The sequence below is a fragment of the Rhodococcus sp. WB1 genome, from assembly GCF_001700945.1.
Classification (GTDB): domain Bacteria; phylum Actinomycetota; class Actinomycetes; order Mycobacteriales; family Mycobacteriaceae; genus Rhodococcus; species Rhodococcus aetherivorans.
Window position 1 is genome coordinate 3,360,147 of the sequence record NZ_CP015529.1, and the last position, 18,022, is coordinate 3,378,168.

The 18,022-nt window shown below is 69.9% G+C and carries 21 protein-coding genes; 7 read left to right on the forward strand and 14 right to left on the reverse strand.

The genetic code is table 11. The features are described from left to right. Positions 1-83: 83 nt before the first annotated feature. Positions 84-2,171 (forward strand): elongation factor G-like protein EF-G2, encoded by a 2,088-nt coding sequence (locus A4U64_RS14895; protein ID WP_065922736.1) that lies wholly within the window; start codon positions 84-86, stop codon positions 2,169-2,171. Positions 2,172-2,190: 19 nt separating this feature from the next. On the opposite strand, the gene A4U64_RS14900 is transcribed toward A4U64_RS14895, so the two are convergent. From A4U64_RS14900 to ppk2, 3 genes are all read right to left on the reverse strand, one after another. Beyond that, the gene (locus tag A4U64_RS14900) at positions 2,191-2,874 is read right to left on the reverse strand and encodes an alpha/beta fold hydrolase (protein WP_065922737.1); all 684 of its coding nucleotides are present in this window, start codon (positions 2,872-2,874) and stop codon (positions 2,191-2,193) included. Between the two features lie 50 nt (positions 2,875-2,924). After that, a complete protein-coding gene (locus tag A4U64_RS28235) occupies positions 2,925-3,134 on the reverse strand; it encodes a hypothetical protein (RefSeq protein ID WP_044476108.1) in 210 nt (69 codons plus the stop codon). 104 nt (positions 3,135-3,238) lie between these two features. After that, complete coding sequence (gene ppk2 / locus A4U64_RS14905) at positions 3,239-4,186, reverse strand: polyphosphate kinase 2 (protein ID WP_006939479.1); 948 nt, start codon at positions 4,184-4,186, stop codon at positions 3,239-3,241. Positions 4,187-4,377: 191 nt separating this feature from the next. Between ppk2 and A4U64_RS14910 the strand changes: the two genes are divergently transcribed. The 4 genes from A4U64_RS14910 to A4U64_RS14920 all read left to right on the forward strand — a co-directional run bounded on the left by A4U64_RS14910 (position 4,378) and on the right by A4U64_RS14920 (position 6,988). After that, positions 4,378-4,827 (forward strand): DUF5994 family protein, encoded by a 450-nt coding sequence (locus tag A4U64_RS14910; RefSeq protein ID WP_006939480.1) that lies wholly within the window; start codon positions 4,378-4,380, stop codon positions 4,825-4,827. Between the two features lie 37 nt (positions 4,828-4,864). Next, positions 4,865-4,999, forward strand: coding sequence for a hypothetical protein (locus A4U64_RS29065; RefSeq protein WP_006939481.1), 135 nt, complete (start codon positions 4,865-4,867; stop codon positions 4,997-4,999). Positions 5,000-5,102: 103 nt separating this feature from the next. After that, a complete protein-coding gene (locus tag A4U64_RS14915; RefSeq protein WP_065922738.1) occupies positions 5,103-6,251 on the forward strand; it encodes a serine hydrolase domain-containing protein in 1,149 nt (382 codons plus the stop codon). Positions 6,252-6,307: 56 nt separating this feature from the next. After that, entirely contained in the window at positions 6,308-6,988 is a 681-nt protein-coding gene (locus A4U64_RS14920; RefSeq protein WP_044476109.1) for a DedA family protein, read from the forward strand. Positions 6,989-7,012: 24 nt separating this feature from the next. Here the strand turns inward: A4U64_RS14920 and A4U64_RS14925 are convergent, their stop codons facing one another. From A4U64_RS14925 to A4U64_RS29230, 5 genes are all read right to left on the reverse strand, one after another. Next, entirely contained in the window at positions 7,013-8,227 is a 1,215-nt protein-coding gene (locus A4U64_RS14925) for a GNAT family N-acetyltransferase (protein WP_065922739.1), read from the reverse strand. 66 nt (positions 8,228-8,293) lie between these two features. Next, complete coding sequence (locus A4U64_RS14930; RefSeq protein WP_232334082.1) at positions 8,294-8,581, reverse strand: hypothetical protein; 288 nt, start codon at positions 8,579-8,581, stop codon at positions 8,294-8,296. Continuing rightward, entirely contained in the window at positions 8,575-8,781 is a 207-nt protein-coding gene (locus A4U64_RS14935) for a hypothetical protein (RefSeq protein WP_232334083.1), read from the reverse strand. Before A4U64_RS14935 ends, A4U64_RS14930 begins: the two co-directional genes overlap by 7 nt. Positions 8,782-8,885: 104 nt before the next feature. Next, positions 8,886-10,265, reverse strand: a complete 1,380-nt coding sequence (locus tag A4U64_RS14940) for a hypothetical protein (RefSeq protein WP_232334084.1) — start codon at positions 10,263-10,265, stop codon at positions 8,886-8,888. Beyond that, a complete protein-coding gene (locus A4U64_RS29230) occupies positions 10,262-10,942 on the reverse strand; it encodes a type VII secretion target (RefSeq protein ID WP_084648718.1) in 681 nt (226 codons plus the stop codon). The genes A4U64_RS14940 and A4U64_RS29230 overlap by 4 nt, the downstream gene beginning before the upstream one ends. Between A4U64_RS29230 and A4U64_RS14945 the strand changes: the two genes are divergently transcribed. Further along, positions 10,878-11,210, forward strand: coding sequence for a hypothetical protein (locus tag A4U64_RS14945; protein ID WP_065922742.1), 333 nt, complete (start codon positions 10,878-10,880; stop codon positions 11,208-11,210). The two genes, A4U64_RS29230 and A4U64_RS14945, sit on opposite strands and share 65 nt — an antisense overlap. Positions 11,211-11,233: 23 nt before the next feature. Next, positions 11,234-11,821 carry a DUF3558 domain-containing protein gene (locus A4U64_RS14950; RefSeq protein WP_065922743.1) on the forward strand — a complete coding sequence of 196 codons (588 nt, stop codon included), beginning with the start codon at positions 11,234-11,236 and terminating at the stop codon, positions 11,819-11,821. A 101-nt stretch (positions 11,822-11,922) separates the two neighbouring features. Here A4U64_RS14950 and A4U64_RS14955 read toward each other — a convergent pair whose 3' ends face one another. From A4U64_RS14955 to A4U64_RS14980, 6 genes are read right to left on the reverse strand one after another with little or no spacing between them, the layout of a single operon-like run. Then, a complete protein-coding gene (locus A4U64_RS14955; RefSeq protein WP_065922744.1) occupies positions 11,923-13,143 on the reverse strand; it encodes a bifunctional 3,4-dihydroxy-2-butanone-4-phosphate synthase/GTP cyclohydrolase II in 1,221 nt (406 codons plus the stop codon). Then, on the reverse strand, positions 13,140-13,625 hold the full coding sequence (locus A4U64_RS14960) for a flavin reductase family protein (RefSeq protein ID WP_065922745.1): 486 nt from the start codon (positions 13,623-13,625) through the stop codon (positions 13,140-13,142). The genes A4U64_RS14955 and A4U64_RS14960 overlap by 4 nt, the downstream gene beginning before the upstream one ends. Next, positions 13,622-14,125, reverse strand: coding sequence for an NADPH-dependent FMN reductase (locus tag A4U64_RS14965; protein WP_065922746.1), 504 nt, complete (start codon positions 14,123-14,125; stop codon positions 13,622-13,624). Before A4U64_RS14965 ends, A4U64_RS14960 begins: the two co-directional genes overlap by 4 nt. 24 nt (positions 14,126-14,149) lie before the next feature. Next, positions 14,150-15,181: an ABC transporter permease gene (locus tag A4U64_RS14970; RefSeq protein ID WP_043797289.1), complete on the reverse strand. Its 1,032-nt coding sequence runs from the start codon at positions 15,179-15,181 to the stop codon at positions 14,150-14,152. Next, positions 15,181-16,719, reverse strand: a complete 1,539-nt coding sequence (locus A4U64_RS14975) for a sugar ABC transporter ATP-binding protein (protein ID WP_065922747.1) — start codon at positions 16,717-16,719, stop codon at positions 15,181-15,183. The genes A4U64_RS14970 and A4U64_RS14975 overlap by 1 nt, the downstream gene beginning before the upstream one ends. Beyond that, positions 16,706-17,884: a sugar ABC transporter substrate-binding protein gene (locus A4U64_RS14980; protein WP_065922748.1), complete on the reverse strand. Its 1,179-nt coding sequence runs from the start codon at positions 17,882-17,884 to the stop codon at positions 16,706-16,708. Before A4U64_RS14980 ends, A4U64_RS14975 begins: the two co-directional genes overlap by 14 nt. Positions 17,885-18,022: the final 138 nt, after the last annotated feature.

Below are 18,022 nucleotides of genomic sequence, written 5' to 3' on the forward strand. Positions count from 1 at the left end.
TTCGGACCGCCGCCGATCCCGAAAGACGCCACGGCGGCGGAACCGCCTCCTACACTTGGCACAGGCCACGGGAGGAGTCGCCGATGCCCGACCGCTCTGCCGCACGCACCGAACGGGCGCCCGCCGTCGAGCGCCCCGCACAGATCCGCAACGTCGTCCTCGTCGGTTGCAGCGGGGTCGGCAAGACCACCCTCGCCGAATCCCTGGCCCTGGCCGCCGGTGCCGTGGGCCGCGCCGGACGCACCGCCGACGGCACCACCGTCTCCGACTACGAGGCGATCGAGCAGCAGCACCGCCGCTCGGTGCAACTGGCCGTGCTGCCGCTCGAGTGGAACGGCGTGAAGATCAACATCATCGACACCCCCGGGCATCCGGACTTCGACGCCGAGGTCCGCGCGGGACTGCACGCCGCCGACGCGGCTGTATTCGTCGTCTCCGCAACAGATCCCATCTCCGCCGCCACCCGCACCCTGTGGCGCGAATGCGCCGAGACCGCGATCCCGCGCGCCATCGTCGTCTCCAAGCTCGACGTCGCCCGCACGGACTTCGACGAGATGCTCACCGCCTGTCACGACGCCTTCGACCTCGGGCCGGACACCCTGCGCCCCGTATACGTGCCGGTCTTCGACGGCGGCCGCCCGTGCGGCTCGATCGATCTGCTCACCGGCCGCGGCTACGGCCATCCCGCCGCCGTGCCGGACACCGGCGCCGCGCGCGAGAGCCTCGTCGAGGCGATCTCCGGCCAGGACGACACGCTCATGGAGCGCTACCTCGCCGGCGAGACCCTCGACACCGAATCCCTCGACGAGGGGCTGCGGCACGAGATCGTCGACTGTGCACTGCATCCCGCTCTCGCCACCACCGACTACGGGGTCGGCGCCGCCGAACTGCTCGATCTCGTCGCGATGGCCTTCCCCGACCCCACCCACCGTCGCCCGCCCGCCCCCGCCGCCGATCCCGCGGCGCCGTTGACGGCGCAGGTGATCCGTGTCGCCGGGGACGCCTACGTCGGGCGCATCAGCCTGGTGCGGGTGTTCTCCGGAACGCTGCGCCCCGACACGACGATCCGGCTGGCCGGGTCCGCCGGCGACGACACCACCGAGCGCGTCGCGACCCTCACCAGCCCGTTCGGCCGGCAACAGCGACCGGTGCCCGAGGCCGTCGCCGGCGATCTGGTGTGCATCGCCAAGCTCGTCACCGCCCAGCCCGGCGACACCCTCTCCGAAGCGGGGGCATCGACCCTGCTGGACCGCTGGCCGCTGCCCGAGCCGCTGCTGCCCGTGGCCGTCGAGGCCCACAGCCGCAGCGACGACGACAAGCTCTCGCAGGCCCTCTCCCGGCTGACCGCCGAGGACCCCGCCCTGCGTCTCGAGCAGAACCCCGACACCCACCAACTGGTGCTGTGGTGCACGGGCGAGGCCCACGCCGAGGTCGTCCTCGACCGGCTGCGCACCCGCCACGGCGTGAACGTCGACGCCGTCCCGTACCGGGTGGCGCTGCGCGAGACGTTCGCGGCCCCCGCCAAGGGCCACGGCCGCCTCGTCAAACAGTCCGGCGGCCACGGCCAGTACGCGGTGTGCGACGTCGAGGTCGAACCGCTGCCCATCGGCGGCGGCATCGAATTCGCCGAACGCGTCGTCGGCGGCGCCGTGCCCAGGCAGTTCTTCCCGTCCGTCGAGAAGGGCGTGCGTGCGCAGGCCGCCAAGGGTGTGGCCACCGGAAACCCGCTCATCGACGTCCGCGTCACCCTCGTCGACGGCAAGGCACACTCGGTGGACTCCTCCGACGCCGCGTTCCAGACCGCGGCCGGGCTGGCGCTGCGCGACGCCGCCACCCACACCGAGGTCAAGCTGCTCGAACCCGTCGCTGCGGTGCGGGTGATCCTGCCCGAGGAGTATCTCGGCGCCGTCCTCGGCGACCTGTCCGCCCGGCGCGGCCGGGTCCTCGGCACCGAGAGCGCCGAGCCGGGCAGGACCCTGCTGCGCGCGGAGGTCCCCGAGCTCGAACTCGCCCGCTACCCGGTCGATCTGCGATCGCTCACCCAGGGCACCGCCGAGTTCGCCCGGATGCACCTGCGCTATGAGGCGATGCCCGCCGCGGTGGCGGCGCAGTTCACCGGCGGCCAGGAGACGGCCACGTCGAACGGCAAGTCCCGCAGCGGAAGCCGGTAACGCGTCCGGCGGCGGATCCTCACTCCCGCAGCAGCAGCGACGCCAGTTCCGCCGGGCAGGCGAGGGCGGGCAGGTGCCCGCTGTCGATCACCTCGGGCTCCACGCCCAGCCGCTCGCGAGCGAGGCGCTCGATCAGCGGCAACGGGAACAACCGATCGTGACGGCCCGCGATCACCCGCACCGGCACGTCCGGCCACCGCGGCGCCCGCCACGCCGGCTCGAACGCCGCCTCCGACATGCCCGGCTGCTCGTGCGCGAAGGCCTCGTCGACCACGTCGGCGGGCACGTCGTGGAAGAACAGCCCGCGCGGATCCAGCGGCGCGTCCGGATCGCGCCCCTCGGCGACGTCCTGCGCGCGCTTCGCCTCGGCCTGCCCTACCGCCGACCACCACTGCCCCGGCGACTCGCCCGGCGCCGGGATCATCGGGGCCACCAGGATCAGCCCGTCGACGGGCATCCGCTCGGCGGCGATCGCCGCGGTGAACGCGGACATCGACTGCGCCACCAGGGTCGGCGGCCGCGCGACGTCCCGGCCGGCCGCCACCACGACGTCCGCGTACGCGTACTGGTCGGCGCCGGGATCGGTGTACGGCAGGTCGACTGGGACGACCTCGTGCCCACGCTCGCGCAGCAGCGGCACCACCCGGTGCCAGTACCACGAGTCCGAGCCGGCCCCCGGCAGCAGGACGAAGGCACGGGTCATGTCATGGCATCGGGCATCGGCGGCTCCCGGTCGGTGACGACACGGCCCGGTCAGTCCGGCGCCTCGTCGCCCGTCACGATCGGCTTCTGCTCCTCGCGGTCCGAGACGCTGCCCTCGACGCCCTCCTCCTCGCGCTCGGACTCGACCCGCTTCTCCATGTCGTCCACCAGGTTCTCCAGGTCTTCCCGGGTGACCGGGGCGGGGCGGTCGGTGGCCTCCACGGGCTCTTCGCGCTCATCGCGCTCATCCGGACTTCCCACGGTGTGACGTCCTTTCGATGTCGGCCGGCATCCGCCGGTTCGGCCCTCTCGCAGTACCCGGTCTCCCGCACCCCGAAACGGCGCGGGCGGTCGCCGGGCGCAGATCACATCGTCGGAAAGGACTCCGAGGGGCGCTCCCCCTCGTCGTACACCGTCTCGGGCGAGCCGATGATCAGCGGATCCGGGGTGCGGACCACGCGCGGATCCTTGCCGGTGTAGTCGAAGCGGTGCAGCACCCACTTCATGGCCTCGATCCGCGAGCGCTTCTTGTCGTTCGCCTTGACGATGGTCCACGGCGCGTGCGGGGTGTCGGTGTAGAACAGCATCGCCTCCTTCGCCTCCGTGTACGCGTCCCACTTGTCGAGGCTCGCGAGGTCCGTCGGCGAGAGTTTCCACTGCTTGACCGGATCGGTGCTGCGCGCGACGAACCGCGCGTGCTGCTCCTCGCGGCCCACCGAGAACCAGAACTTGACCAGATGGATCCCCGACTGCACCAGCATCCGCTCGAATTCCGGTGCGGAGCGGGTGAATTCGCGATACTCGTTCGGGGTGCAGTAGCCCATCACCCGTTCGACGCCGGCCCGGTTGTACCAGGACCGGTCCATCAGCACGATCTCCCCACCCGCCGGCAGGTGCTCGACGTAGCGCTGGAAGTACCACTGCGTGCGTTCGCGCTCGGTGGGCTTCTCGAGCGCCATCACCCGCGCGCCGCGGGGATTGAGGTGCTCGGTGAACCGCTTGATCGCCCCACCCTTGCCGGCCGCGTCGCGGCCCTCGAAGATGATGACGATCTTCTCGTCGTACTCCTTGACCCAGGCCTGCAGCTTGAGCAGTTCGATCTGCAGCCGGCGTTTGCGGGCCTCGTACTGCCGCCGCGTCATCTTCGTGTCGTACGGATACCCGTGCCGCCACGGTTCGTCGACGTCGGCGACCAGGTTCTCGCGGCCCGACTTGCGCAGCAGCTCGCCGATTTCGTCGATCTCCGGGGTGACGTCGACCTGGCCGTCCGACGCGAGTTCGAACGGCTCGCCGTTCTCGTTCAACTCGTCCACTCCGTGAGATTACCGCCGGCACCCGCACCCCGCGGTTCGATCGGGTGTGCGACCCGCTGCACATTCGCCCCTTCCCGGCCCCACCCTGTAGGCTTCGGGTATCGATGGGCATCTCGCGTCGAGCCTCCCGCTCGATGGGCCCCGATTGGAACATCTTTCCGGCTGATTCGCGGCCGACCAAGGAGCGTCCTGTGACGCACACACCGCCTCCACATCCCGGCACCCGCCGGGATGCGCCGGCACGGGCGGGAACGCAGCCGTTCCCCGAGCCCACACGCACCCCGCGGCTGCTGCTGCGACCTGCCGGGGCGCCCACGTCGTCCGTCGACGGCGCATGGTTTCCCTGGACCTCGAACATCACCTCGGAGCTGCACGACCTGATCTCGGCACTCGCCCCGCGGCTCGGGTCCGTCGCACGGATCGCGTTCGAATGGAATGCGGTCAGCTCCGCTCAGCGACGCATCGACGACGTCGACGACATCGAGATCACCGGTCCGATTCCCGGACAGCCGGCGAACCTGATGTATCTGTTCGGCGAGAACGACACGCGGATCGCGCTGACGCTCGTCGATCCCCACACCGATCCGGACCGCGCCTACGAAATCATGCGAACAGTCGCCGATGCGCCCGGCGACCACTGACCCTTCCCTCCCCGATCGCTCCACAGAACAGGACACCATGCAGCACCACGAGTACCCGATCTTCCTTCAGCCCGGCAAGCCCGCCGAGCCGGACACCACCGCCGACCTCGAGGCGGACACCCGGCGTCACGGACCGTACGACTACTCCGGCCTCTTCTCCGCACCGAACTGAGCGCCCGCCGCCGCTTTCATGATCGAACAGCACGCGCTGCGCCGGTGCAGGGTTCACACTGAGGTCCGATGATGTTGTCATCCTGCCGACCCTGGGAGCTGCGATGCGCCGTCTTTCGATCCTCGCCGTGAGCGCATTCGTGGTGGTGGCCGCCGCCTGCGGCTCCGACACCGGCACCGAGGACTCCGCGACGACGACCACCCGCGCGCCCGACGCGGCCCAGGCCGAGAAGTTCCAGACCGCGCTCGACGACGTGCGCAACGACTTCAAGTTCCCCGGCGTCGTCGCGCGGGTGATCACCGCCGACTACGAGTGGACCGGCAGTTCCGGGACCGCAGGCCAGGACTCCACCGAGCCCCCGACCGCCTCCGACCACACCCGCATCGGCAGCATCACCAAGACCTTCACCGTCACCGCGGTGCTCCAGCTGATGCAGGACGGCAAGCTGTCGCTCGACGACCCCATCGGCAAGTACGTGCCCGGCCTGCCCAACGGCGACACCGCCACCCTGCGCCAGCTCGCCGACATGACCAGCGGCATCCCCAGCTACACCTTCGACGAGAACTTCCAGAACCAGCTCTTCGGCGACCCGACCAAGCCCTGGACTCCCGAGCAGCTGCTCGACATCGTGCGCGGAGCGCCGCCGAACTTCCCGCCCGGGGAGAAGTGGGAGTACTCGAACTCGAACCTCATCGCCCTCGGCCTGGTCGTCGAGCAGGTCAGCGGGCAGAGCCTGGGCGACTACATCACCGGGAAGATCATCGAGCCGCTCGGGATGCGGGAGACCTCCTTCCCCGACACCGCCGAGATCCCCTCCCCCCACCTCGAAGGCATCACCGAGCAGGGCCAGCCGGAGGGACAGACCACCGACCCCACCAACTGGGATCCCTCGTGGGCATGGGCCGCCGGGGCGATGATCTCCACCCTCGACGACCTGCAGATCTGGGCGAAGGCCATCGGCACCGGCGAGGGGCTCTACGACCAGCAGACCCAGGACGTGCGCATGTCGTCGTTCCTGTACGGGCTGCCACCGAACACCGCGACCGCGGCGTACGGGCTCGGGCTCGGCGACGCCGACGGCTGGCTCAGCCACACCGGCGAGCTGCCCGGTTTCAACACCTACTTCGGCTACGACAAGAACACCCAGGACATCATCCTCGTGGCCGTCAACAGCGACATCCCCAATGCCCAGAACCAGAACCCCGCCCCCGCCGTGGTGCAGAAGCTGCAGGCCGCGCTCGCCGGATCCTGACCGGGACGAGGCCGTGGCGGCCCTCACGTCGGCCGGATCCGGCGTGATCCGCCGTTATCGTGGGTGAGGTGACTGCACCACTCCTCGCCGCCATACCGGCCGACGCCGCCGTCCCGACCGAGGGCCTCGCCGGCTGGGCGCTGTCCCTCATGGACCGGCTCGGCGGCGTCGGAGCGGGGATCGCGATCGCGCTGGAGAACTTCTTCCCGCCGCTGCCCAGCGAGGTCATCCTGCCGCTGGCCGGGTTCGCCGCGAGCCTGGGCAGCTTCACCCTCTTCGGGGCGCTGTTCTGGACCACCCTCGGCTCGCTCGCCGGCGCCCTCGGCCTCTACGCGGCCGGGCGCGGCGTCGGACCGGACCGCATCCGCCGGATCGTCGACAGGCTCCCCCTCGTCGACGTCGCGGACCTCGACCGCACCACCGCATGGTTCGAGCGGCACGGCAGCAAGGCCGTGTTCTTCGGCCGCATGGTCCCGCTGTTCCGCAGCCTCATCTCCATCCCCGCCGGCGTCACCCGCATGCCCGCGTGGCGATTCGTGCTGTTCACCACCGCCGGCAGCCTCGTCTGGAACACGATCTTCGTCCTCGCCGGCTACGGGCTGGGAGCGAACTGGGCGCGGGTCGAGCCGTACGCGTCGGTGTTCCAGAACATCGTGATCGCCGCCGTCGTCCTGTTCCTCGGCTACGCGATCGTCAAGCGTGTCCGGAAGCGTCGCGCGCAGAGCGGTGCGAGCTGACCACGACACTGCGCCCGGGCGGGATCAGAACATGACGCCGGCGAACGGCGCCGATGCCGTCGCGAACAGCTGCTCGACCACCGGGAGCGCCTCGTCGTCGAGCACCCGCACCAGGCCGGCGACCTCCAGCTGATGCCACCGCGTCCCGCCGAGCAGCGTCGCGGCGAGCGCGGACACCTCCACCTCGAGCTGCGCCGGCTCGTCCACCCGCTCGGCCCCCGCCGCCGAGATCCGATAGGTCCCGGTGTTCTCCGGGAGATGCTCGTCGATCACGGCCAGCCGCACCTCTCCGGTGCCGGCGAAGGTCCGCGCACGCAGCGCGGCTGGCACGTCGACGATGCGCAGCCACGTCTCGTCGCCGGCACTGCGCAAGCGCACCGCGCGCGAGTCCGTCAGCAGCCACGGCAGCGGATCGTCCTGCGGGAGCGCGGCGAAGACGAACGTGTCGACCAGATCGAGGTTCAGCAGGAACCGGAGCAGTCCCAGGTAGGCGGTGCGGGTCGGGGCGAAGAAGTCCTCGACGACGACCGTCCGATCCCGGCTGCCGAACCACATGTCGGTGCCGATCGGCCGGTACCGGGCAAAGCCCGTCTCCGCGCCCGGCTCACCGTGCACCGCGACGTACCGGGGCTCGCGGTCCCCGACGATCCGGTGCTCCTGCGACCGCCACCACGGCGGGATGCGATCGATGCTTCCGGGCCGCGACGACGGATTGGCGTCGGCAATGCGCGACAGCAGGTCCCACGCGTGGTGCGGATCGACGAGCCGCACCGGTTCGCCCTCGCTCACCGACGGACGCAGCACCGCCCGCCGCACGTCGAGCTCGACGGTGTGCGTCGTCGTGGCGACGCCGTACCCGAAGCGGCCGTAGATCGTCGCCTCGGAGGCCCGCAGCGACGTCACCACCTCACCCCGGTCCTGGGCATCGCTCAGCTGACGACGCATCAACGCCGAGAGCACACCCCGCCGCGTGTGCGTGGGCAGCACGCCGACGTGCGTCACGGCGGCGTGCGGAACCCGCCGGCCGCCGGGCAGCACCATGCCACTCGACGCCGACTCCACCGTGCCGACCATCTGTCCGTCGACGAACGCCCCGAGGGTGCGGCCCTGTTCGCGCTGGGTGAGGATCTGTCCCGGCTCGAGCGGATTCGGCGCCGGCATCCCGATCATCGCGGTACGGAACAGCTTCGCCGCCGTCAGCAGCTCGGCTTCGGTGTCCAGGACTCGAATCTCCGGCATTACCGCAGCATACGGGGATCACGGCGACGGGACCGCCCAGACATGCCCTCCGCCCGGGCCCGCCGTTCATCGAAACGCCGCCGCCGCCCCACCGAACAACAGGACACCGACCAGCAGCGACGGGACCGTGACGCTGGAGATGGCCAACCCCGTGCCGAATCGACGGACCGGCCCGCGGAACGCCGTCAGCAATCCCCCACCGACGAGTGGACCGAGGTACGGCCACGCTGCGTCGCCGCCGGCAATGCCGAGAGGGACCGACGCCACGCACCCCAGTCCGCACAGCGCCCCGACGAAGCTCTCCGGGCCGAACCAGTCGATGCGATTGGTCCACCACGACTCACGGCTCACCACGACAACAACCACACGACACAGAGAACTACCGCGGCCCCACCGACTCCGAGCGCAATGCCGCGGTCACGTTCGGCGCGTGAGCGCGCCAGCACGGCAGCGACGGCACCCATGAGTGCGGCGACGACAGCGAGGATCCACCCTTCCGTCGGGTTCGCCCGATAGTCGATCATGCCGATCGCGGCGACAATCCCGACGAACATCGACGCTCCGCCGGCTGCGGCAAACGGCAGGGACCACGTGGCGGCCTCCCAGAAGCCGATCCGATCGAGCCGTTGCGAAAGCCCAGGCGGGAGGACCGGCCGAATCATCGGACGACCACCACACGAGGCGGATCCTCCGTACCACCGAGCCGCGTGGGCTGGTGCGGATCCGCATCCGGACGTGTCCCCGCCTCGTAAGGCAGCAACTGAGCGTACGCAGACCTGAAACGCTCGAACGCTTCCGTTCCGACCCCGATCGAATGATGGAACGGAAGGTTGATGAGCGGACCGTATTCGCTGCCACTGTCGGCAGGGTCGATCGTGACAGTTTCCGTACCGCCCATGGGCGTATCCCGATAGACCTCGAGCGCCGGGTAATCCGTGATCACACCGTCGACAGCAATTCCTTCCGGCCGCGGCGATACCACGATGTCACCGTTGACCGTATGCGTTGGCGTCGACACATCCGGAGCGAGAGGGTTTCTCGCGTGGTACTGGATCCGAACGGCACCGTCGGTCGCCTGCTGGACGTCTACGGTCGGCACACCCACCCGTACGTCACCGTCGACCGACGCCGAAGGATTCTGACGGGCGATCACCATGCCGTTCTCGTAGTCGACGTAGATCGCGACTCGTGTGTCCTCGACGTCGAATCGGGGATCCCCGGACCGATGGTCACCCAGATCCTGCGGCAGGTTCACCACCGTTTCGGACGGGATGTAGAGCCCGATCCGGACTACGCCCTGACCCGGCACGGGTTCGATCCGACCTGCGACGACCTCCGGCCCGACTCCCGCGTACTTCTCGGCATAGCTGTTCGCCACAAGGATGTACGCCGTCTCCCAGTCCACCGGATCGAGCGGGAGCCGACCCGTGACTCGCTCGAACGCACCAGCGGCATCCGCCCGCCGCTCATCGCCGGAGTCTCCCCCTGGGGCAGGCGTGGGTCCGGCGAGAACCACGTCCGTGGGAAATCGAACCTCGTCCGATTGCATCGCGGAGAGCGACTCGAGCGCTCTGCGCATCGCCGACGCAACCCGAGCGTCTTCGTCGCCCAATACGGTCAACGCGCGGGCAATTTCCGTCTCGTGTCGGCTCGCGACTTCTGTGGATGCTCCGGCCATATCGACCGCCACGACGCGCCCATCGTTCGCAACCCGAAACCCCTCACATTCCGCCAACGCGATGGCATGCACTACGTACGATCGCGCGGCCTCGATGCTCGAGGCTCCGCGGTGAGCAACATCGACACAACGTTCGAGAGCTCCTGCCGCGCGATTCGCCGCATCCACGAATCGCTGCATCCTGGTGCGTTCGTGATCGCCGGCTGCTCCTCGCCAAAACCGGTGCGAGTCGTCGAAGTCGCGCTCCACGTCGCGCTTACGCCGGTCGATTTCGTCACAAAGTTCCTCCCATGCAGCTGCGATCACGACCAGCGAAGCGGTGTCCCAGCGTTGGGCCTGCTCTCTCGTCGCCGGACTCACACTCTGCCCCGCAGGTCGCGCAATGCGTCGGCCGACGCACGATCCACCTCCGAATACGAATTCGCAGCAGCATCAGCCCTCATCGCCACGTCGCGCAGACGAGCGGCCAATCGGGACATCGATGCGACCACGGCTGTCCACACCTCTTCACATGCAATCGCGGTACACGATCCGGAAAGCAGATCCCCGACTTCCGACCTGTCGGTGCATTTCTCCAGTGCGGCACCGGCGTCCGCAGTCCTTGCTGCAAGCAACCGGAGTTCTTCCGGCACGACGAAAACGCTCTCCCCCATGCAGTTGCCCCCTGTTTCCCCTACCTGCCCGATGCACCTTACACAGAAGGACCCGCGCTGTATGCGACTGCCGGATGACCAGCTGCCGACAATCCGACGGATCACCCGCAGCAACGCGGACCGAGTCAGCCGGCTTGCACCCGTTCCGAGATGCAGGCACCCGTTCCAGCTCGCTGCAGCGGGTGCCTGCATCACACAGCAGGTGCAAGCCCGCGGTCGTTCCCCGCCTGTCCGTTGCCCTTCGCACGGGTCCGAGCAGTGACGTACGCCCCTCCGTCGATGCGCTACAGTGCCTCGTCCATGGACCGAGGGGGAATCCGTGACAGATCGACTGCGCCTTGAACCGCACACCATCGAGGACATCGTCGCCATCTGCGACACCATGCTGGAATCGCTCAAGAAGGCGGCAAACGACGCCTACGAGCTGGCGGACGCGCCGAGTTTCGGCGGCTTCAAATCCGCCGAGGACCTTCGCACCGGGTTCATACTGAAGGCCCGCGGCACACCCGCTTCTCTCTACGAGAGGCTCGAGCAATTCCATTCCGTGTTGAAGGAGATGCGCGAGACGTTTGCCGCCGGCGGCGAGGGTTTCCTTGATGCCGAGTACGACTGGACACAGAAGATCGGCGACATGCGCGAGGCACAGCGGTGAGTCGCCGCGCACTCGACTCTGCGATGTCGGCGCTCGTACTTGTCGCAGTGCTCACAGCATGCGAGGGACCTAGACCCACTCCCGCGGAACCGACAACCGCGGCCGCGGCCCCGACCCGTGTACCTCGAATCGTCGACGAATCAGATCGCCCGCACGTGGCGTTCGATCCCTGTCTCGACCTTCCCGACGACGTCGTGGCAGCTGCCGGATACAACCCGACGTCGAGGCGATTCTCGGATTTCCCTGCAACGCACTACACGATGCTGGGATGCCAATTCGACGGCACGCTGCACATCCCCGGCGTCCTGGACCGCTACGGCCTTTCGGTCCTCTCCGCCAACTTCACTTTCGAAGTGGAACAGGAGAAGACAGCCGACTACGCCGTCCCTACGGAGTTCGCCGGTCGACGAGCACTCCTCAAGATCGATCCGTCCCGCCCTTACAGCTGCGGCATGAGCGTGGAGACGTCGTACGGCGTTCTGATGGTCGGGCGAATCCACTTCCGCGACAGCAGCGCACCGCTTCCGGAGTCGCAGTGGTGCGTCGGCCTCGACGACACCGTCGGCCGCATCGTCGCCGTCCTCGACGACGTCGAGTCGAGACCCCGCTGATCACCGGGCGCACACGCGCCCGTCAGTCATCCGCCTCGGCAATTGTCAGCGCGGATGACTGCGATCTGCGCGGATCCGAGATGGCGCCCGCCCGCGCAGGCTCACCCCTCCGCCGCGGGCAGCAGATGCCCCATCCGCCGCCGCTTCGTCTCCAGATACCGCACGTTCGCCGGGGCACTGCCCACGTGCAGCGGCACCCGCCCCGACACGACGATGCCGTTGTCCTCGAGCCCGGAGATCTTGGCCGGGTTGTTGGTGAGCAGCCGCACCGACCGCACACCGAGGTCGTGCAGGATCGCGGCGGCACCGCCGTATTCGCGGCCGTCGGCGGGTTCGTCCAGTTCCAGATTGGCCTGCACGGTGTCCAGGCCGCCGTCCTGCAGCCGGTAGGCGGCCAGCTTCTTCAGCAGTCCGATGCCACGGCCCTCGTGCCCGCGCAGATACACCAGCACCCCGCCCTCGTGGGCGAGACGCTCGAGGGCGGCGTCGAGCTGCGGGCCGCATTCGCAGCGCTGGGAGGCGAACGACTCCCCGGTCAGGCACTCCGAATGCACCCGCACCAGCGCCCCGTCGACCGGGTCGCCGGCGAGCAGCGCCAGGTGCTCGGCACCGGTGTGCCGGTCCAGGTAGCCGACGGCACGGAAGGTGCCGAACCGGGTCGGCATCACGGTCTCGTCGGCGCGGATCACCCTCCCGGCCGGCACCACGGTTGCGGGCAGCGGGTGCGCGGCGCGGTAGTTGATCAGCTCCGCGACGGTGAGGACGGGCAGGTCGTGCCGGGCGCCGAGGTCCTCGATGCCGGGCATGCGCATCATGGACCCGTCGTCGGCGACGAGTTCGGCGATCACCCCGACCTGGGGCAGCCCGGCGAGCGCGCACAGGTCGACGGCGGCCTCGGTGTGACCGGGACGCTCGAGCACACCGCCGGGCCGGGCGCGCAGCGGCAGGATGTGCCCGGGCCGGATCAGGTCCCGGGCGGTGGCGGTGGGGTCGGCGAGCACCCGCAGCGTGGTGGCGCGGTCGGCGGCGCTGATGCCGGTGCTCACCCCGCGCGCGGCGTCGACGGTCACCGTGTACGCGGTCTGCTTCGGGTCCTGGTTGTCGGTCACCATCGCCGGCAGGTCCAGGGCGTCGGCGCGGGCCCCGGTCATCGGCGCGCACAGCAGGCCCGAGGTGTGCCGCACGGTCCACGCGATCCACTCCGGACTCGCATGGTGGGCGGCGAGGATCACGTCACCCTCGTTCTCGCGGTCGGCGTCGTCGGCGACGAGGACGGGCCGCCCCGCGCGCAGTACGGCCAGCGCCGCCTCCACCCGGCTCACGACGCCACCAGCCTGCGGAAGGCGCTGCGGTGGAACACGATCGGCTCGGTGCCGGAATCGTCGCAGTGCAGTTCGCGGACCCGCAGCACGACGATGGCGTGATCGCCGGCGGGAACCTGCTGCTCGATCGACACGTCCATCCGGACCCCGCAGCCGGCGACGAACAGCGCTCCCCCGTCCCGGGTTTCGGTGTCGAGGCCGGCGAACCGGTCGCCGTCCTTGGCCGCGAGCACCCGGGCGGCACCGTCGGAGTTCAGGACGCTGATGCCCAGTCGCGGCCGTGCCGCGAGCTTCGGCCATGTGCTGGAGGTGTTCTGCACGCAGAACGCCACCAGCGGTGGATCCAACGACACCGGCACGAACGTGCTCGCGGCCATGCCGAGGCGTTCGGTGCCGGTGTCGGCGCAGATCGCGACGACCCCGGACGGGACGTGGGCGAAGGCGCGACGCAGCGCGGCGCCGTCGAGGGTCAGGGTGGTCATCGGGCCTCCGTCCGGAGAGTGGAGCGCAGGACCGGCGCCCAGCGCTGGGCGTAGTCCGCGATCCGCGTGTCGGTGGTGTAGGTGGAGTCGAGCAGGTACAGACCCGGCGCCGGGGTGGTGGCACCGAGTTCGACGAGGACCGGCTCGAGCAGCAGGTCCGGGGCCAGGGCGTGGGCCGGGCCGGCACCGAGCATGAGCGGCACGGCGGTGACATCGCGCAGGCCGTCGCCGGTGGCGAACTGGTCGAGGAAGAGCTTGAGGATGCCGGTGTAGGTGGCCTTGAACGTGGGGCTGGCGACGACCACGAGGTCCGAGGCGGCGACGGTGTCCACCGCCGCCTTGACGGCGTCGTCGCCCCAGCCGAGCAGGCCGGGTCCGAGGGTGATCACGTCGACGACGTGGTCCGGTGCGGCGCCGGTGAGCTCGGTGGCCAGGAGGGTGGCGGCGTCGAGGGTGCGGGAGCCGGGCTTGGGGTTGCCGGCGACGACGGTGGTCTTCATGGCGGGTGTCTTTCGGTCGGGCGCTCACCGCGCGGATCGGGAGGCGGTGCGACGACGGACCGCACCGGAGAGGGCGACGGCGACGACGAGTGCGCCGCCGTAGAACAGTTGCTGGACGAAGCTGGCGACGCCGAGCATCTGCAGCCCGACGACCCCGGCGACGAGGAAGTACACCGCGACGAGGGTGCCGAAGGCGTTGAAGCGGCCGGGCACGATCGCGGTGGCGCCGAGGAATGCGGCGGCGAACGCCGGCAGCATGAACGACTGCCCGGACGACGGGTCGGCGCCGCCGAGCATGCCGGCGTAGACGATGCCGGCCAGGGCCGCGACGAGCGCGGAGGTGACGAGCGCGCCGCCGCGGATGCGGTCGACGTGCAGGCCGCTGAGCCGCGCGACCTGCGGTCCGCGCCCGACGAACAGCAGCCGGCGCCCGATCGGCGTGTACTGGAAGATCACCGCGGTGAGCAGGACGAGGGCGAGGGCGTAGTAGAACTGCAGCGACACCCCGAACAGGCGGGTGCCGATGGTCGCGTCGACGAGCGCGGCGTCGATGCCGGTGACGGAGGTGGAGTCGGAGATCCACTGCACCACGCCGAGGACGACGGTGCCGCTGCCGAGCGTCGCGATGAACGAGTCGATGTGCAGCCGGACGACGAGCACGGCGTTCACGACGCCGACGAACAGCGCGACGAGCACGGCGACGCCGATGGCCGGCAGCAGCGACCAGCCCTGCTGGACGTTGAGCACCGCGATGGTCATCGCGGCGAGGGACATGGTGGACACGGCCGAGAGGTCGAACTCGCCGGCGGTGAGCGGCACGATCAGCCCGAGGGCGAGGATGAGCAGCACGGCCTGGGAGCCGAGGATGTTCTGCAGGTTGTTCGCGGTCGGGTAGATCTCGGGGCGCAGCGCGCTGAACACGAGCACGACGGCGACGAGGGCCAGCACGAGCGCGTACTTCTCGACCAGCGGGCCGAGCGCGACGCGCGGCCGGGCGAAGTCCGTAACGGGTGCGGGGGTTTTCGTGGTGGTGGTCTTGTCGAGGGTGACGGACATCAGGCTTTCACTTCCTGTCGGGTCAGTCCGAGGACGCTGTCCGAGATGTGGTGCTTGGAAAGGTGGTCGCCGGTGAGTTCGGCGACGATGTGGCCGCGGGAGAAGACGAGGACGCGGTCGCACAGCACCGACAGCTGCTCGTAGTCGGAGCTGGCGACGACGATGCCCGCTCCCCCGCGCGCCGTCTCGCGGAGCATCTCGAAGATGCGGGCGCGGGCACCGATGTCCACGCCCTGGGTGGGTTCGGCGAGCAGCACCAGCGCCGGGTCGGTCTGGAGCCACTTGCCGAGCAGGGCCTTCTGCTGGTTGCCGCCGGAGAGGGAACCGTAGACGGCCTGCGGGTCGCGGGGCCGCACGTCGCAGCGTTCGGCGAGGGACGCGGCGGCGACCCTGAGCGCGCCCGGTTTGACCAGGCCCGCGCCGAGGATCGGCAGGGTGACGTTCTCGGCGACGGTCAGCTCCGGCGCGCTGCCCTCCACCTTGCGGTCCGGCGGCACGTACACCACCTTGCGACCGAGCGCGTCGATCGGGGTGATCGTCAGCAGCGCAACGGTGTCGGGGCCGATCGTCAACCGTCCCCCGCGGGCCGGTCGGGCCCCGTAAACGGCGGGCAGCACGTCATCGTAGCCGGAGCCGGCGATGCCGGTGAGGCCGACGATCTCGCCGGACCGCACGTCGAAGCCGATCCCGTCGACGGTCGCGGTCTCGAGTTCCTCGATCCGGGCGAGCGGCGCCGCGTCGTCGAAGTCGCGGACGGGACCGGCGACGCGGGGGTCGGCGGAGTCGAGGCTGCGGCCGACGATGAGATCGATGAGCGAGACGGCGGTGAGGTCGCGGGTGCGGTGGGTGCCCTGGGAGACGCCGTCGCGCAGGACGGTGACGCGGTCGGTGTGGTCGAGCACCTCGTCGAGGTCGTGGGAGACGAACAGGACCGCGGCCTTCTTGTCGACGACGATCTCGCGGACGACGGAGAACAGCAGGTCGGTGCCCTCGCGGGGCAGGAAGACGGTCGGCTCGTCGAGGACGAGGAGGGTGCGGTGGTCGCCGAGTTCCTCCACGGCCCGCAGGATCGCGACGAGTGCGCGGTCGGTCTCGCCGAGGCTCGACACCGGCGCATCCGGGTCGACGTCGAGGCCGAAGCGGTCGAACAGCGCTCGGGCGGTGCCCTTCTCGCGCCGCCACGAGATCCACGGCCTCGATCCGGCGACGACGGGCCCGACGCGCAGGTTCTCCACCACCGACAGGTCGGGTACGAGGGCGAGGTCCTGGTGGACGAAGCTGATGCCGAGTTCGCGGAACCCGCCGGCCGGGACGGGCAGGGGCACGTCGCGGCCGCGGACCTGGAGGGCGGCACCGGGGTCGGGGGCGTGGAACCCGGCAAGGACCTTGATGAGGGTGGACTTGCCGGAGCCGTTCTCGCCGAGCAGGCCGTGCACCTCGCCGGCGTGGATCGTCAGGCCGACATCCTTCAGGACGGTGTGGCTGCCGAAGGTCTTGGACAGGCCGACGATGTTGACGATGGGGTCAGGGCTGCTCACTGGACCCCCACAGGGCCTCGTAGCCGGTGACGTAGGCGGTGCCGTAGCCCTTGTCGGGCTGCGGCGGGGTGCCGGTCTCGTCGATGTTGTCGGCGGTGATGAGCTTGAGCGGGGTCTGCTGGGCACCGTCCGGGACGGGGTCGTAGCCCAGGAGCAGGCGGCCGGCCTGGTCCATGGTGGCCCAGGCGAGCCACGGGATGGATTCGCCGACGTTCATGGTGACGATGCCGTCGTCCTGCTGGATCTTCAGCACGGCGGGGGTGCCGTTGACGGAGGAGATCTCGACCTGGCCGGTCTTGCCGGCGGCCTTGATGCCGGACTGGGCATAGAGCGACATCGAATCGTAGATGGGCAGGACGAAGTTGATGGTGGGGTCGGCGGAGAGGGCGGACTGCACCTCGGACTGGATCTTGGTGGCCCACTCGGCGACGGGCACGTTGACGATCTTGTATTCGCACCGGGGGCAGTACTGCGCGATCTCGTCCTCCATCGCCGCGACCTCGGCCTTGGCGGGCGGGACCTCGTTGGAGGTGATGATCAGGGCGTTGCCCTCGCCGTCGGTCTGATCGATCATCCAGTCGACGGTGAGGCGGTTGGCCTCGGCGAGCGGGGCGTCGGTGGTGGCGTCGACGAGCCCCTCGAGGCCGGCGGGCAGCGACTCCCCGCGCAGGATGGTGTGGGTGAGCAGCACGGGAATATTTGCCGTCTCGGCCTTTTCGAGGGCCGGCTTGATGAGGGAGGCGTCGATGCCCTGGGAGAGGATGATCAAGTCGACCCTCTGGTTGACGGCCTGTTCGACGCCGGTGGCCCACTGGGCGGGCTGGCCCTGGTTGGTGTATTCGATCCAGGTGGCGCCGTAGCGTTCGGCGACCTTCTTCGATTCCTCGTCGACGGCGACGTTGTAGGGGTTCCCGCTGTTGGTGGGGATCGCGAAGATCGTCTTGCCGGCGATGTTCCGCATCGGGAAGGGCTCGGCCTCGAGGGTGAACTCCGGGTCGGCCGCGTACTTCGCGAGCTGGGCGCGGGCGTACTCGATGCCGGCGGCGACGTCGGCGTCGGAGACGTCGCCGCCGCCAGAGCCGGAACTACTGCATGCGGCGAGACCGAGGGCGGCCGTGAGGGTGAGCGCGGCGATCGCGACGCGGCCGGGAAGGGTGGTGCGCATGAATTCTCCTGGAGGGGGAAGCGGAGGTTCGACGAGAGGCGGGATTCGACGAGAGGCGGGGGCGCGTCGTTGCGGGGCCGGCCGATGCGGTCGATGACTTCGAATGTATCGGGTGCCGTGTTGCGACCGGCAACACCG

What these genes read in the sequence shown, in the direction of transcription:
- A4U64_RS14970 (WP_043797289.1), bottom strand. Translation starts at nt 15,181, where the DNA reads ATGTCCGTCACCCTCGACAAGACCACCACCACGAAAACCCCCGCACCC.
- A4U64_RS14915 (WP_065922738.1), top strand. Translation starts at nt 5,103, where the DNA reads ATGCGCCGTCTTTCGATCCTCGCCGTGAGCGCATTCGTGGTGGTGGCC.
- A4U64_RS29230 (WP_084648718.1), bottom strand. Translation starts at nt 10,942, where the DNA reads ATGGTGTCGCAGATGGCGACGATGTCCTCGATGGTGTGCGGTTCAAGG.
- A4U64_RS14935 (WP_232334083.1), bottom strand. Translation starts at nt 8,781, where the DNA reads ATGTTCGTCGGGATTGTCGCCGCGATCGGCATGATCGACTATCGGGCG.
- A4U64_RS14900 (WP_065922737.1), bottom strand. Translation starts at nt 2,874, where the DNA reads ATGACCCGTGCCTTCGTCCTGCTGCCGGGGGCCGGCTCGGACTCGTGG.
- A4U64_RS14950 (WP_065922743.1), top strand. Translation starts at nt 11,234, where the DNA reads ATGTCGGCGCTCGTACTTGTCGCAGTGCTCACAGCATGCGAGGGACCT.
- A4U64_RS14960 (WP_065922745.1), bottom strand. Translation starts at nt 13,625, where the DNA reads ATGACCACCCTGACCCTCGACGGCGCCGCGCTGCGTCGCGCCTTCGCC.
- A4U64_RS14925 (WP_065922739.1), bottom strand. Translation starts at nt 8,227, where the DNA reads ATGCCGGAGATTCGAGTCCTGGACACCGAAGCCGAGCTGCTGACGGCG.
- A4U64_RS29065 (WP_006939481.1), top strand. Translation starts at nt 4,865, where the DNA reads ATGCAGCACCACGAGTACCCGATCTTCCTTCAGCCCGGCAAGCCCGCC.
- A4U64_RS14895 (WP_065922736.1), top strand. Translation starts at nt 84, where the DNA reads ATGCCCGACCGCTCTGCCGCACGCACCGAACGGGCGCCCGCCGTCGAG.
- A4U64_RS14980 (WP_065922748.1), bottom strand. Translation starts at nt 17,884, where the DNA reads ATGCGCACCACCCTTCCCGGCCGCGTCGCGATCGCCGCGCTCACCCTC.
- A4U64_RS14965 (WP_065922746.1), bottom strand. Translation starts at nt 14,125, where the DNA reads ATGAAGACCACCGTCGTCGCCGGCAACCCCAAGCCCGGCTCCCGCACC.